Source organism: Nostoc sp. (genome assembly GCF_036917535.1).
GTDB lineage: Bacteria > Cyanobacteriota > Cyanobacteriia > Cyanobacteriales > Nostocaceae > Nostoc.
Genome location: NZ_JBALDA010000035.1, coordinates 94080 through 109264 on the forward strand (window position 1 = coordinate 94080; position 15185 = coordinate 109264).

General features: G+C 42.9%; 10 protein-coding genes and 1 pseudogene. 4 read left to right on the plus strand and 7 right to left on the minus strand.

Going from position 1 to position 15185, the window contains the following annotated elements; genetic code table 11:
- Nucleotides 1-37: 37 nt before the first annotated feature.
- Nucleotides 38-373 (plus strand): annotated as a pseudogene (locus V7K56_RS11655) (transposase); the annotation flags it as partial.
- 277 nt (nt 374-650) lie between these two features.
- Here V7K56_RS11655 and V7K56_RS11660 read toward each other — a convergent pair.
- Entirely contained in the window at nt 651-1583 is a 933-nt protein-coding gene (locus V7K56_RS11660; RefSeq protein WP_334910544.1) for an ABC transporter substrate-binding protein, read from the minus strand.
- A 135-nt stretch (nt 1584-1718) separates the two neighbouring features.
- A complete protein-coding gene (gene polA / locus V7K56_RS11665) occupies nt 1719-4661 on the minus strand; it encodes a DNA polymerase I (protein WP_334910546.1) in 2943 nt (980 codons plus the stop codon).
- Between the two features lie 543 nt (nt 4662-5204).
- Between polA and V7K56_RS11670 the strand changes: the two genes are divergently transcribed.
- Nucleotides 5205-5912, plus strand: a complete 708-nt coding sequence (locus V7K56_RS11670) for a PEP-CTERM sorting domain-containing protein (RefSeq protein WP_334910548.1) — start codon at nt 5205-5207, stop codon at nt 5910-5912.
- Between the two features lie 323 nt (nt 5913-6235).
- Nucleotides 6236-7087 carry a Cof-type HAD-IIB family hydrolase gene (locus tag V7K56_RS11675; protein WP_334910550.1) on the plus strand — a complete coding sequence of 284 codons (852 nt, stop codon included), beginning with the start codon at nt 6236-6238 and terminating at the stop codon, nt 7085-7087.
- A gap of 181 nt (nt 7088-7268) precedes the next feature.
- Here V7K56_RS11675 and V7K56_RS11680 read toward each other — a convergent pair whose 3' ends face one another.
- Entirely contained in the window at nt 7269-7940 is a 672-nt protein-coding gene (locus V7K56_RS11680; RefSeq protein ID WP_334910552.1) for a DALR anticodon-binding domain-containing protein, read from the minus strand.
- Between the two features lie 525 nt (nt 7941-8465).
- Between V7K56_RS11680 and V7K56_RS11685 the strand changes: the two genes are divergently transcribed.
- Nucleotides 8466-9185 carry a Crp/Fnr family transcriptional regulator gene (locus V7K56_RS11685; RefSeq protein ID WP_012412419.1) on the plus strand — a complete coding sequence of 240 codons (720 nt, stop codon included), beginning with the start codon at nt 8466-8468 and terminating at the stop codon, nt 9183-9185.
- A gap of 78 nt (nt 9186-9263) precedes the next feature.
- Here V7K56_RS11685 and V7K56_RS11690 read toward each other — a convergent pair whose 3' ends face one another.
- The 4 genes from V7K56_RS11690 to V7K56_RS11705 all read right to left on the minus strand — a co-directional run bounded on the left by V7K56_RS11690 (nt 9264) and on the right by V7K56_RS11705 (nt 14725).
- Nucleotides 9264-10310, minus strand: a complete 1047-nt coding sequence (locus V7K56_RS11690; RefSeq protein WP_334910554.1) for a PstS family phosphate ABC transporter substrate-binding protein — start codon at nt 10308-10310, stop codon at nt 9264-9266.
- Nucleotides 10311-10701: 391 nt separating this feature from the next.
- The gene (locus tag V7K56_RS11695) at nt 10702-11679 is read right to left on the minus strand and encodes a hypothetical protein (protein ID WP_334910563.1); all 978 of its coding nucleotides are present in this window, start codon (nt 11677-11679) and stop codon (nt 10702-10704) included.
- A 189-nt stretch (nt 11680-11868) separates the two neighbouring features.
- Nucleotides 11869-13923 (minus strand): phospholipase C, encoded by a 2055-nt coding sequence (locus tag V7K56_RS11700; RefSeq protein WP_334910565.1) that lies wholly within the window; start codon nt 13921-13923, stop codon nt 11869-11871.
- Nucleotides 13924-14104: 181 nt separating this feature from the next.
- Entirely contained in the window at nt 14105-14725 is a 621-nt protein-coding gene (locus V7K56_RS11705; protein WP_334910567.1) for a PEP-CTERM sorting domain-containing protein, read from the minus strand.
- Between the last annotated feature and the right edge of the window lie 460 nt (nt 14726-15185).

Sequence of the window (15185 nt, forward strand, 5' to 3'; positions counted from 1 at the left end):
TTACTCTCCCCGGAGTGACAAAAGAAAGCTAAATGCTGATTGTTTTCAACACTTTTTGGAGTTGCTATCTGCTGACCTTGGTGATGATATCGCGGTTATACAGTTCGACCAAGGATCTTTCCACAAAGCTAAAGCTCTCGATATCCCAGATAACATTATCCCGATTTTTCAACCTCCTCACTCTCCTGAACTCAACCCAATTGAGCGGTTTTGGGAATTTCTCAAATCTCAACTCCAATGGGAAAATTGTAAAACTCTCACACAACTACAGCACAAGTTAACTGATGTACTCAAAGAAATTACACCTTCGATGATTGCCTCTCTCACTTCTTACGACTTTATTCTTGAAGCCTTATTTAGCGCAGCTTCATAAAGAATTGGTATTAATGCGTGAATTTTGTTAGCGCAGCGCAAAGCCTTCTCTTCTCTTTGGGAGACGAAGACAGCGAACGCCAACGGCATGGCAACTCTTAGAGACGCTACGCAAACGCTTAGAGCGAGTCCGCATACTCTGTAAGAGTTGCAAGCTACGCTTTTAGCGTCTCGTAGAGAGCGTCATTTTGAATTTTGAATTGGTATTACTCTTCTTGGTTAACTATGAGTAAGTTTAAATAAGAATTTACTTATTTAATCATGCTCCCATTATTGAGCTAACTCTGTGGTGCAAACAATGCTTGCTTAAGCTGCTGACAAGCCTTTTCAATTGCATCTATACTACCTGGATTCACCAGACCAAAATAATCAAACACATAGACTCGGTTATTTTTAGTTGCTTGCAGTTGTTGCCAAAAAGCTTCCTTTTTCAACGAATCTAAAAGTGCCACTTCCGAATTTCCTTGTGGAGGATTAACTAAAATTATTACCTCTGGATTGGCTTCTAAAACTTTCTCAGGCGAAAGCGTCACATAGCCAGCAATTGGATTTTTTCCTTGTAAATCTGCTGCTATATTTTTCGCTTGGAATTTCGCCAGCAAATCCCCTGCCCAACTATTTTTATTCGGCGCTAAAATTGGTTGACGACTAACCAGCGCTAAAATAGACGGACTCTGAGTTGACTTATCTAGCAAGAAAGTTTTATAACGATTTAATAAAAGCTGAGGATCGGCATTAATTGACTGAGCCAGTGTTTTCGTAAGTTCTTCTAAAGATTCCCAACTATTCACCTTAGTAAGCAAAGTCGAAATTCCTAGCTGCTGAAGTTTTTGAATTGGAATGTTAGAAAAACCTTCCGCACCAATAACTAAATCTGGTTTGAGTGCTACCACTTTTTCTAAATTTGGCGGATTTTGACCTTCGCTAACGCGGGGAATATCCTTGAATCTTGAGTCATTCTTAAATAATCTACTACCAGTGATTCCAACAAGTTTTGTTTGATCGAGTCGAGAGATAATATCAGCTGATAGAGAAGAAAGAGCAACCACTCTTTTTGCCGATCCTTTTGGTAATTGCCGAGAGTTCGTGTTAGTCGCTCCAGTGGTATTTTCCACTTTTGTTTGTAATTGTTGAGTATTTGCAGTGTTGCAAGCAACTAAAACTATACTCAACAAAATTGCTAAAGCAGGTAAAAACCAACGACGGTACATATTAAAATTCCTTGTATAATTAATAATAGTAAAATATTAGTATTTATAATTCGTAATTACTAACGACGTTATCGGTTTAATTACGAATTACGAATTACAAATTAGTAATGTAGTTCTTCCAATACCCAATTAAACTTATTTGGTCTCCATCCAATTTTCACCAACACGCGCCTCTACCAATAACGGCACACTCAACTGAACTGCATTTTCCATCATTGACTTAATTTGTAGTTGTAATTCTTCCCACTCATGAGGGGGAATTTCAAACACTAATTCATCGTGAACTTGCAACAATAAACGCGCCTGATAGTTCTTCAAAACCTCATGCAATCTCACCATTGCAATTTTGATAATATCAGCGTTGGAACCTTGAATTGGTGCATTAGCCGCAGAGCGTAATAAACCTGCATCCAAAGCACCCAAATTCTTCAATTTACTCAGTTCTATATCTTCAGGATTACTGCCTTTTAATTTGCGTAAACTGTTATTAGTAAAGTTAAAGTAACGACGTCGACCGAAAATAGTTTCTACATAACCAAGAGCGATCGCTTCTTTTTTTACTCGCTCCAAATATGCAAATATTTTTGGATATCGTTCATTAAACCGCTTAATGAACTCATTGGCAACAGTCTTATCTATCCCAGTTGAGCGTGAGAATCTTAGAGAACCCATTCCATAAATCACACCAAAATTGATAGTTTTTGCCATTCCTCGTTCTTCTGATGTGATATTTTCTTTTTCAAAGACTAACCGTGCAGTAACAGTGTGAACATCTTCATTTTGCTGATATGCTTGCACTAATATCGGCTCTTGACTCAAATGAGCCAAAATCCGTAATTCAATTTGTGAGTAATCAGCAGCCACCATTAACCAGCCAGGTTCGGGCAAAAATGCCTTCCGAATTTGGCGACTAAAAGCCGTACGAATGGGGATATTTTGCAAATTCGGATTAGAAGAAGATAACCTACCAGTTGATGTTGCTGCTTGATTAAAATCAGTATGCACTCGCTGGGTATCTGGACGCACTAATGCAGGTAATGCATCAACATAAGTAGACTTTAATTTAGATAGGGTGCGATACTCAATGATCGCTTTAACAAATCCAGTGTTATCATCTTCTTGAAGTCTTTCTAGTGTTGCTGCATCTGTAGAGTAGCCCGTTTGAATTTTACGAGAATGTCTGGTGCTTAACCCCAATTTTTCAAATATAATTTGGCTCAATTGTTTAGGAGAACCCAAGTTAAAAATTTCCCCAGCTATTTCAGTTGCTTCCTCTTTTAATCTGGCTAACTCAGTTTCTAAATGCTGCGAAAGTTCTTGTAAATAAGCTGAATTAATCCGAACACCTGTATATTCCATTTGAGCTAAAACTGCTTCTAGCGGCTGTTCAACTTCCACTAATAGCTTAGATAAAGCTGGAATTTTATCCAGTTCCTCACGCAATTTTGCCACTAAATTAAAGGTAGAATAAGCATCCATACCGCAGTAATCTGCGACGGCGGGAATATCTATATCAGCAATGGTTTTGCCTTTAGGAACTAAATCTAAGTAACTTTTTGCTATCAATCCCAAATATCGCTGCGCTAAATCCATCAAATTATGGCTAGAATCTGGATTTAGAATGTAACTTGCCAGCATGGGATCAAACACCACTCCCGTCAAATTAACTCCTTGACATCTAAAAACTAAGCGGTCAAATTTGGCATTCTGTAAAGCTTTGGGATAATCGGCACTTTCAAGAATTGGACGTAGTGTTTCTAGCACCAAATCTTTATGCAAATTTTCGCCAGTTTTGTGCGCTAGAGGAATATAGGCTACGTCATCTGGTTTCGTTCCCCAGCAGCAACCAATTCCTACTATCTCAGCATCTCTTGGTTCTAAATCGGTGGTTTCAGTGTCCCAAGCAACGGGAGTTTCTAAATTAGTGAATTTTTGCAAAATTTTCACTAACTCAGTTAATTTTGCTTCGGTGTTAATGATGCGTGGTGTAATTGGGGAAGTAGATTGTTGTGTAACTGCTGCTGTATCGCTAGCACTGAAAAACCACATATCATTATCTTCATCAGCGCTTAACTCTAAGTTAGTATTGGGCCTAATTGCGTCTATTTGGGCTTCTTGTTTTTCTTCAATTTTGCCACCAAAACGTTGCTGTAGGTCGTTTATCTTACCTAAAAAAGACTTAAATTCTAATTTTTCTAAAATTGGTGATAAAACGCTTGTATCAAACCCTTTTAATTTGCAATCTTCTAAATTAAATTCTATAGGAACATCTAAAACTATAGTTGCCAAATAGCGAGATTTATCGGCATCTTTTTTCCCTTCTGCTAGTTTTTTCTGAGTTGCGCCTTTAATTTCATCTAACGCAGCATAAACATTCTCAAGTGAACCATAGGTATTTAACAGTTGCACCGCTGTTTTTTCCCCAATTCCCTTGACACCAGGAATATTATCTGATTTATCACCACAAAGAGCTTTGAAATCAACAATTTGTGAAGGTAAAACGCCCATTTTTTCTTTGACTTGTTCTGCTTCAAATTCCGTGATGCTATTTGTAGAGCGCTTTAGAGCATCTGGACTAAAATTTAGAACAGTGATTTCTTTCTTAGAGTCAATCAGTTGAAATAAATCGCGATCGCCAGTCAGAATCTTCACTCTATATCCAGCAGCAGTTACTCGTTGGGCTAAGGTTCCCAAAACATCATCAGCCTCGAAACCAAGGGCAGTGAAAATTGGTAGATTGAAGCCATTCAGCAACTCATGCAGGTTTGCTAAGTCGGGAATGAAGTCTTCTGGCGTTTCTTTGCGATCGGCTTTATAAGTCTCGTCAGCTTCGTGGCGAAAAGTTGCCTCACTCAAATCAAAAGCGATCGCCATTGCTTGGGGCTGTTGTGTTGCCATTACCTCTAGCAGGGACTTCACAAAACCAAAACATATACTGGTAGGAATGCCTGTTTTAGTACGCAGTCCTCCATCTCGCCCTTTGGCGAAAGCAAAATATGAACGATAAGCCAGCGAGTGCCCATCTACAAGGATGAAGGTGGGGCGGGTTGCAGTTGCAGAAGTAAAAGTTTCAGACATAGCCCTATTTTAGCCAGAAGCTTTGTCACGTGGTTGGCAATTTCAGATGCTCGTTCAGCTTGGCTTTGGTAACAATAGCCCAGTTTTTTATATTTATAAAGTTTATATTAATTTTATACAATTTAAATCTACGTATTTACAATTTCAGTACGGAAACCCAGTAGAACTCAATTTTTGGCAAAGATAACTACATGAGTATAAAGAAACATAATAACCAGATCCCCGACTTCTCATCAGAAGTCGGGGATCTATCTCCTGAACGTTTTTTGTTTAATTAGGTTAGCCTACTGACTAAAATTCAATTCTCAGAAACCAACAAAAAGTAGCTTAATCTTTCAACACGCGATCGCTACTATAAATAAAGCCTCTTTGCCTTAACAAAACTTTATATATGACTACGCAAAGGTATATTTATCGAAGGAATTTTAACATAAAAGCTTTATACAAGTTTACGTGTATTTATCAAGCCTATAACCAAAACTTTAAAGTTAAAAATAAATTACCAATCCTGTAATGATTCGTTTTAGAAAAGCATCTTCCATCATGACAACAAAACTATTCAACACTCTAGCTGCTGCCACAACTTTGGTAGGAATTATTGCAACATCTGGCGCGGCTAATGCAGCTTCTCTCTCCTACACTAGTTCCCTTGATTACGATTTGACAGATATCACTGATGCACCTCTGAGCATCCAAAAATTTGACTCATCTCTAGGCATACTCAAGGGTGTAACGATAGGATTTACTGGCGACATACTTGCTAATGCAGGGTTTGAAAATAGGAGTAAAACCCCAACTCCGGTAACAGTAAAGCTTGCCAGCGAACTCAGCTTAGAACTAAATAATCAGTCTCTGTTTGCGCTTAATCCAAAAGATAGCTTCAGTTATCAAGTTGCAAAATATGACGGCAAGACTGATTATAGTGGCACCTCTGGAAAGATTGTTTCTAATTTAACTGCCACACAATCTGGTACTCAGTCTTTCACTAATACCCAATTCTTGAAGTCTTTCATTGGTAATGGCAACATAGACTTTTTGTTCTCAGCCATAGCTAGCTCAGTAGTTTCGGGATCGGGTAACATAAGTTCCTATGTTGATACATTTGCCAAAGCAGGTATCACAGTAACTTACGACTACGATGAGGTGAAATCAGTACCTGAACCTTCCAGCACACTTGGAGTTGGTTTAATTGCTGGGCTTTGTCTATTGTCACAACGCAAAAAAAGTTGGATCAAGGTGTCCAATTCATAGACTTTTTTGAATAGATAAGTTTTTCCATTCTATCTATTGATCAGGCTATCTAATTTAAATTAAAAAACCCGATTCTCGAAAAAATCGGGTTTTTTGTTGTGCCTATAAGCCATAATTTTTAATACTTCTAGGTAAATCCAAAATTCTCAAAGCAAGTGGATTGCTCACTGGGGTCAATCTAAAATCTAAAATATAAAATTGTGTGACTCAGCATCCTCACGGTAGGGAAATTGAGTTGACTGGAGAACCCAATTTTTTCTACTACTCCCCACTGGTCGCTAGAGCCTGTTAACCTCTTACTGGAACTTAAAATCTAGGAAATTATGCAGAAAGCATCTACTGACAATCAGGCTGCTGCAAAAGACATTAAATTATTAGTTTTGGATGTAGATGGCACGATCGCTGGACACTCTAACACTATTAGCGAACCTGTAAAGCAAGCAATCTTTGCAGCCCAAGCACGAGGAATTAAAGTGGCGATCGCTACAGGTAGAATGTATTGTTCAGCTTTGCGTTTTCACCAAGACATCAGCTCTACACTACCATTAATGGCCTATCAGGGAGCCTGGATTCAAGACCCAATCACCCAAAAAATTCATCGCCATTGGGTTGTTTCCAGGGAAATTGCCTACCAGCTACTAGACTATTTTGAACAGCCTGAGTTGCGATCGCTTTTATCTGTTCACTTTTACATCAACGATCAGCTATACGTCCGTGAGTTAACCAGAGAAACCAAAATTTATGCAGAACGTTCTGGTGTTATCCCGATTCCTGTAGGTGATTTGCGTCAAGCCTTAACGAATGAACCGACAAAAATTCTTGCTTTGTCTGATGACATTGATGTAATCGACAAGCTACTAGGAAATTTGCGCCGCCAATACACACCCGCTGAACTTTATATGACAACATCTGTTGCTACCTTTTTTGAAGCAACTAACGCCTCTGTAAATAAGGGAACTGCTGTACGTTACCTAGCCGAAGAATTGCTAGGATTACAGTTAGCCAACGTTATGGCAATTGGCGATAACTTCAATGATGTGGAAATGCTAGAGTATGTTGGACTTGGTGTAGCTATGGGCAACGCACCAGCAGGAGTGCAAGCGATCGCTAAGTGGGTAGCTCCTAGCGTAGAGGAAGATGGGGCAGCAGTAGCAATTAAAAAGTTTTTGCTGTAGTGAAGGCATTTTTTCAAATCTAACCCATACAAATCAGAAAGGACACCGACGACTGGCCGTGTTTCGTCTCGGTGCCCTAGCTGGTTCGCTCCTCACACAAGAGCTAATGTAGCCGAGGTGGTGCATTGAGTCAATAGCTAATATAAAAAGTTTTTATTTTTGCCTAAGCGACATTACCAATTTATAACTCCAAAGGCGCAAAAACCCCCAGATTTTCCTCTAGAACCAATTTTAATACTGACTGAGTAGCCATAAGCAATCCGAGTCTAGCTTGGGCTAGTTCTGGTGACGTAATTTTCACCTCACCCCAAATCCGGCAATTAGACCAAAACTTTTCAAAAGCTTGGCTCAAATTCAGCGTTACTTTTTCCCATTTCACAGAACCGCTAACATCAGGACACTCTATGTTGTCTACCACTTGTATTAATTCGCCAATTAGACGACGCTCATCTGGGTGATCGAGTCGCAGTATTCCGTCGTAATTAAGCCAAGGTAGGGGGTTAGGAAAAATAACCTCCCAAAAAGCTGGACTAGTATTTGGAACTGGTTCTCTAAGTTTAATCAATCCCTCTCGATGAGCCAGCAGCACTAGCGAACAGCAGCGTGCATGAGCGTATTCAACAGCAAACAATGAATTGGGCATTAGGCATGGGGCATTAATTGTCTCCTCTACTCCTCTGCTCCTCTGCTCCCCTGCTTCCCCATAACTCCCGACTACAAGACTTTGTAACCAATTTGCTAAGGTTGAGTGAGTTAATTCAAAATGTATCCAACCAGGGGGAACTATTTGGATGCTAAAAACGCCGCCACAAATCCCTGATATATCTGAGGCGATCGCATTGGCAAGCTCCATCGCTTTTCGATTCTGAGATTTTGATAGTCGCAGAGACACACTTGAGGTATAGAAAACTCTATTATCATCTCTACCTTTATATAGAGGAATTTTTTCGTCTTTTATGCATCTTTTTTCTATCTTATAAGTATCAATGCTTATTGATTTTATTAAACAACTATATAATAGCTGTTTGATTGATGTATATTTGCTAACTGGTAATTTATAATGCACGTAATATTATTTAAATATTCATGTAAGATATATTCGCTACATTTCTGTCATCTATCTTGCGGTATAAATTTAATTTAGATGAAGAAAAATGAGAAGAGGATAAAATTTGATGAATAATCGATGAATAGTAAGTAAACTTTACTACCATCATTGTACAGTAGGAAGTATAACAAAAGAGTAGAGAGTAATTTGCTTTCTATTCTTTGGATTGGCTGGCGCTGTTAGGCGTTAAGCCTGCCTCGTCAACACAAAGACACTCCTTGCACCCTTTTATTTACGTCTTTGTCTTCAGCCGAACGCTCTTTGTTACCTATGCAATCTCCATCCTCCTTTTCTGAGGCATCACGGCCTTTTTTGACTTGGCAACGCATTCTTGACTGGGCTCAAGAACACTATCGCTGCCGCACCTTTAGCAAAGATGAGCGCATTCCAGCCCGGCCTGGATTGCTATATTTGGTGCAAAGGGGTGCGATCCGCATGGTAGGAACCGCCCAAGTTAGTGCGACTGCCAGTCAGCTAACGTCTCGACGAATTAACAGAACCCCAGAAGAAGCGTTCTTGGGTTTTGTGGGAGCGGGACAGCCATTTGAAATTGTTGCCCAATCACCATTCACACTCCAGGCTTACGCCCATGTCGATCAAACTGCGGTGCTGTGGATGTACTGGCATGATTTAGACAATTGGCCTCACTTCCGTCGCGAAGTTATGGATGCCTTTAGGTATCAGCACCAGCGTAAGCTGCTGTGGCTGAGTGCCTTGGGACAGCGCCGTACAATTGACCGACTCTTAGGATTTCTCACGTTGTTAATTGAGGAATATGGAGAGCCAGCAATGAGCGACACTGATCCTGATGTGATTCGCGGTTATTGTCTGCCCTTCCCCCTCACTCATGCCCAAATTGGTAGCGCGATTGGTTCGACTCGTGTCACCGTCACCCGCTTGATGGGTAAGCTGCGTCAACGTGGTTTAATCCTGACTCAAGGGGATAATTTAATATGCTTGCCAGCAGAGTCGATTAATAGAGCTGGTTAAGGTACAGTTCAGAGCGGCGATTTCCGCCACTCTGTCTTGAGTGTGATGGGCTATACCCCGCCACAGCGATCGCAAAAGTCAGCGAATTTTGACAAACCCAGCTTGACTAATCAGTTCCTGTCCCTGCTCAGTCAGCAGTAAGTTGGCGTAAGCGACACCTGCTTGCTGCTCAGTCTGACCATTCTGTTTGACCACCACAAACAGATTGCGGGTAATCGGGTATTTTCCTGATTGGAAAGCCTCAATGTTCAACTTGTTCCGTTTACCAGGACATTCAGACGAGAGGACAGAAGGTTCTTGGTATGGAGCAATGTATTGCCCTTGCGTGCGCCCCAACGGCAAGGCTTTGATTGAGCATTGAGGAATCACCTCTGGGGCAGAAGCGTAGTAAATGCTACCAGGACTACCAGCCAATTTTTGCAAGGCTTGGGTGGTTGTGGAGATAAATTCTACATTGGAGCTGAAAGCTTGACCACCCAAGATGTCTTGGACAAAAAGTTCGACAGTACCGCCATCAGCAATGCGGCGAGAATAGGGCTTTATCGGGATATTGGAACCGCCCACCTGGCTCCAATTATTGATTTTGCCTGTATAAATTGACTTTAACTGTTCTACCGTTAGTCCAGGGATATTCAGGTTGGGGTTAACTGCAACCGCTAAACCATCAATTGCCACAGGAATTTGTTTCAAACTGAACCCACGCTGTTGGGCACGGCTTAATTCTTGATCTAGAACTGGTCGGGAGGACTGGGCAAACGCTAGTTGACCATCTATCAAGGACTGAATGCCAGTACCAGAACCAGGAGATGCATTGCTGGGTTCTACATAGCGCAGCCGTAACTCTGGCCGCGCGGCTTGAATTACTGGATCAACTACTAGTCGAATCGGTGCCCAAGATGTACTGCCACCGTAATTGAATAATCCTGTAGGAACATCCTTTACTGAAGTGAAAGTATTGCCACTAGGTTGTTCCGATCCAGTTTGGGGCGTGTTGGTGCTACCAGAATTAATTGTATTTAGATCAACACCAGACTTTCTAGTAAACCACCAAAAACCGCCAGCTATTAGCCCGACAGTGATTAGGATGGATAATACAAGAATAGTTGTTTCATTTTTTTGGGACATAGTATAATTACCCGCGCGTCCATTCAATATAAGTGCTTGACTTGATAAGTGCTTGCTACTTGAGATTGTATTTGGAGGACAGGTGTTTTATCCAGAAAGGCAATCCCATGAAAAAATTTCATCACCAAGTATGAAAATAGCAACCGAGATTTATCTATATAGATACTTATCGAAGAAGCATTTTCAAGTCAGGAGGCACGAGGGAAACTGCCCCAAAGGCAAAGCGGCTTCGTTCTGTTTTCTGCTACGACGCCTTGAAAGCAAAGCTTTAAGACACCCACTGAATTCTCGGTCAGTGGCTTCTTTCTAAGTAGGGGTTGAATCCCCTGTTGAAAAAGCTTTTCCTGCCTGTTTCAATCACAAATTCTCACACCTCTATACTTGATAGAAATTACTCAAGGAATGGACTCAGAAGAAGTCCTCCCTGAAAATAGTTTGCATTTAATCCGCGATCAAGCTTGAGTAGCGAGCCTTTCCCCAGATGGCGATCAAAGATGTTGCCGTAGTTGCCTACAGATCCAAGAACGCGGCGCTGCCACTCCTGATCAAGACCCAAATCTGGTGCGGAAATCGGCATCGTCCCAGCACCGCCCGCATACCAGCGTGTTTCTGTTCTCTGTGCGTTGATTAATGTATGTACTGTCCAAGCGACGATCGCTGACCACTGGGCATCCTCGGTTCCGGTCGCGGCGATCACCGGAAAGGTCGTCAGCGGCTCTGGAAGGATGCGGCTCGATAATCGGTTTACCCCAGGGTCGAGGCGGATCTTGGCGAGGGTCGTAATCTCACCAGCAATAGCGTGGCAATTTTGTACGTTGTATGTATCGATCATCTCCCCATCTTCAGAGAACGGCCGACGGAACCAGTTTTTGTGGAGCGCACCCAAGTAAGCCGTGAGGCTCCGCTCAACCGAACTGCCAATCATGAAGCAGATACTTTCTCCGGCCAGGTCGCTGACGTGGTGTGCAGCCGAGGTGGATGCCACCATTACCGCGTTGGATTCTACGAAGATAGTCGGGCCAGGTAGCAATTTCCCTGCTAATTTTTGCTCCTCAATTTCCGATCCTGTAAGGAAGTATACGTCATCCTGCTGGTTACGCACCGCATCGAAGTCCTTCGGGGTCTCATACTCATGATATTCGATACGGTCAGAAGATCCCAGCACGGCGGCAGCAATCGCACGGCAGATATCAACGTTGAGACCACTCCAACCACCTGTCTCGGCTTCAGTTGCCAGACCCGTCCGCTCAACGCTGCCACAGCGAACCACATTGCGTTCCTTTACACGTTTGATAACAGAACCCGCCTGAGCGTCGGAAATCGAGCAGCAGAAACCAAACAGAGTCAGGAAGACTAACACAAAACGCATGAATTCTCCTCAAGAAATATCGAAAAACGACGATATGAATTGGGGACTGGGAAGATTTGAATGGGAATTTAGACCCTAAGCAAATCTTACTCATACTCATATTTTCTTCTTTAATACCCAGTCCTCGGCGCGATCAAAAGGTATCTTGGGTTGAAAGGTGGATGGCGTGTGCCCCATCCGTCTGTGTTTTTAAGGGTTAGCGGCTGGATAAGTGCTTGGTAGCGGGTTGAAACCCTTGGGGATGTTGTTGACTATCCCCTGGCGCTTGTCCTCCGGTGTGATTCCGATCGCCCGACAGCCTTCACCGCCGTAGTGCGGTAATGTGTTCACAACACTATCTGGAATCTTCGCAAAGGAGGCTGGCAGTGGTGGCGATATGCCTAGTAGGCGCTTGGGATCAAAGCCCGACAGCAAGCTGTCGGTGATCGGCGAATTGATGTCCCGTGGGCCGAGATACTTCTGCTGGAATCCTGGCGGTCCAAATTTGTTGAACTCTGGAGAATTGCCAGCAGCGAGCGCCTGTGCCTCATCGGGTAGGCTGGCAAGAGCTGGTAAACCGAAGATCGTGTTGATCGTCTCGATCACCGAATTATGGTCGCCCTCGACGTGCGAGACGGCGTGCGTCCGGGCATAGGGTGAGATGAGGATCAGTGGCACACGGACACCACGAGAGAGCGGCAGCCCATCAGGGCCATAGGACAAGATTCTTGGTGGTACATGGTCGTAGAAGCCATCGGACTCGTCGTAGGTAATGATGATGGCACTCTGCTGCCAGATTTTTGGATTTGATGCGATCGCATTGATTGCTCTAGCCGCCATTCCCTCACTGAGTTGGCGATCGGCGTAACCCGGATGGTCGTCATCACCTGACTTCGCGGCATTAATTGCGGCGATTTCATCCGCGGGCGTATTAGGGTTGGTGATCGGCGGCTTTAAACCCTGCTGGTTCGTATAGCCGCCACGAATGTAGAACACGCCACTTTTGGGCAGTGAATTATTGGCTATGTCGCTAAAAAAGTCATTTAGCCCCCGAAGATTTTTGCTCACCTCCGGTGTGTTGGCAATATAGCCGAAATACTGCGCGCCATTGTGATGGGTAACATAGGTATTGTGGGAAGCAATGCCGTTGGTATCGGTCGGTTCAAGATCGTAGCCTTCTTGATACCAGCGCCAATTGACTGGCTCAGTCTGGAGTTTGTGAATATAGGGAATATCCTGCTGGATGTCGGCTAGGTCGAATAAAGGATTTTTGTTACCAGCCAAAACCCATCGAATATCGCGCCCCTGGAAGGTGAGTGGCAGACTGGCGAAGGTCAGGTTGGAGGAAATGTTGCCATCGGCGTAGCTCTCTTTCGTACCAGCAGGTTGCTTGTTATCTGTCGTTGTGTCGAACTGGGAGCCATAGAAGGGCTGTGGATCGTTGACTAGGGGTACTCCCTGCGTCGTACCAGTGTGGCTACCTACGGTGTAGGATTGGCCACTTGCACCGTGCTTGACCCATTGCGTTTCACCCGCTTGCCCCGCGATCATCGCCACTGCATTCGGGGTTGAGGGCGTGTCTTCAGTTGCAAAAATATTGTCAAAAACCGTGAAGCGACTAGCCCACTTCCAGAAGAACGGAATGGTATCGCAGTCGATATGCGACATGACAAGACGCGCGAACTGCTTGCCCTCAGCAATGTTGGCGGCTCCACCTTTCGACGCGAACCGCGTGTACTCGTCGTAGACGAACTGATCCATCTGTGGCTTGCCGTCCACAACGTGGAGCTTAGTTGCCAGTCCGGTGTGTGAGTGATCAACGCTGTCAACAGCACTGGCATTCTGCTCAGATCCGATTCGGAATGGCTGAACTGTGACGGTTGCACCGTCAGTATCCGTGTAGGTCTGGGTGAAGCCCGGCGTATTCTTTGGGTCACGAGGCTTTTGTCCATCTGAGTAGACTCCGTTCACACCGGGCAATGTGCCATACTCGTTGTCGAAGGAATGGTTCTCGTTAAAAATTACGAAGACGTACTTGATCCGCTCCTGAAGCAGCCTTGTGAGTAACTTCGGCGGTAGCTGGGGTTCCTTGCCTGGATCGTTTAAGTATCGCGCCACGTCTGGCGTTGCATTTGGCTGAGTCGTAACGGTTGATTTTGGTTGCGAAACTTCCTGTGAAGAAGAATCCTCTGCGATCACCGGGACAATGAAGGACGGAAGTAGCAAGAGTGTTAGAGCAAAATAGAACTTCGTAAACCTTTTCAAAGCACATCTCCTTAGTAATTTCTATCTAGCTAATATTGCTATGCGTATTTCAGAATTTGTATTCATATACCGCAAGCATTTGATTGATTTAGAATAGGTGTTTTGGTTACACTGTGCTTTATTGGTTGCAAAATTTAGAAACAAATAATACCGTTGAAGATAAGCAAAGTTGTGCTGCTATTTAAGTTTTTTGCTTTCTTTTCAGCAACAAACCGATAGTCGCAACAACTACTGTTCCGGCAAAGCTTTGAGGTTCAGGGACAGGCTCACTTTGAGCGAAAGTAACGCCAGTAAGTCCTGAATTTTGGACACTTCCAAGGTCACTATTGTCTAAAAACTTTCCATCATTGGTGCTACCCGCACCTGTGAAAATTTTGTCAAAATTCAGTTCCAAACTGTACAAGTTATTGTTTTGCTTTGTTAATAAGCCTGCGTCTGAAAAAGCAAGTATGTTCTCTTGAATGTAAGCTGTATTACCAGTTAAACTATTGGATAATGTTCGCAAAACAGTATTATCTTTGACTAAATTGACTGTCCAACTTGTCAAATCAACAAAAGAATTAGAAGTGGGTAATTGATCGACATCTACTGTATAAGTCCCATTAAAAGAGGCATTTGCTAAACTCACAGGTAGCCCTACTGAACCATCAAGAGGCGCAGGAGCAAAATCTCCTGAAATATTAAATGTTTTCAAATTGACAGCTTGGGCAGGATCTGTGCCAATAGCTGTAAGCATAGCAAAAGCAACTGCTGCGGTGGCAGTTGCTTGCGATAACCTTTTTAGAGGTGTTGCACTCAGCATAAGTTGGGTCTTAATATTTTTGCCCATAGTTTATGTAAGTGTGCTTTTTGCACACCGAAAATAATGCCAAAGTGAAGAGATTCTTATGGCTAGTACCACAAAGTGGAAGTCAAAAGAATTGTGTTCCAAGCTCTTGCGCCATTTGAAATGGTGAGGCAGTCCGGTCTTGGGGGTTCCCCCCATGAGGAACTGCCGAACCCGAAGGGTATGTTTATTTCCGCCGTGCTGTACTAGGCTTGAAGGTATAAAGAAAAATCCAAAAATGACTGCATCCATAATTTAATACAATTTCTATCGCATCAAATTATTCTTGATTTTCCCTACAAAGGACAAGCTATTAAACCACTTATCCATTAGCCTTTTAGCTTCGGTAGTTACTCCCACCTCACCAGTTACTAAAAATCTCTACTTCTAAATTTTGTTACCTGAAAATTAATGACAAGTTAAGAAAAAGCAAAGT

Coding starts and splice junctions, on each gene's coding strand:
- V7K56_RS11680 (WP_334910552.1), bottom strand. CDS start 7,940: ATGGAGCTTGCCAATGCGATCGCCTCAGATATATCAGGGATTTGTGGC.
- V7K56_RS11685 (WP_012412419.1), top strand. CDS start 8,466: ATGCAATCTCCATCCTCCTTTTCTGAGGCATCACGGCCTTTTTTGACT.
- V7K56_RS11675 (WP_334910550.1), top strand. CDS start 6,236: ATGCAGAAAGCATCTACTGACAATCAGGCTGCTGCAAAAGACATTAAA.
- V7K56_RS11670 (WP_334910548.1), top strand. CDS start 5,205: ATGACAACAAAACTATTCAACACTCTAGCTGCTGCCACAACTTTGGTA.
- V7K56_RS11705 (WP_334910567.1), bottom strand. CDS start 14,725: ATGCTGAGTGCAACACCTCTAAAAAGGTTATCGCAAGCAACTGCCACC.
- V7K56_RS11695 (WP_334910563.1), bottom strand. CDS start 11,679: ATGCGTTTTGTGTTAGTCTTCCTGACTCTGTTTGGTTTCTGCTGCTCG.
- V7K56_RS11660 (WP_334910544.1), bottom strand. CDS start 1,583: ATGTACCGTCGTTGGTTTTTACCTGCTTTAGCAATTTTGTTGAGTATA.
- V7K56_RS11690 (WP_334910554.1), bottom strand. CDS start 10,310: ATGTCCCAAAAAAATGAAACAACTATTCTTGTATTATCCATCCTAATC.
- polA (WP_334910546.1), bottom strand. CDS start 4,661: ATGTCTGAAACTTTTACTTCTGCAACTGCAACCCGCCCCACCTTCATC.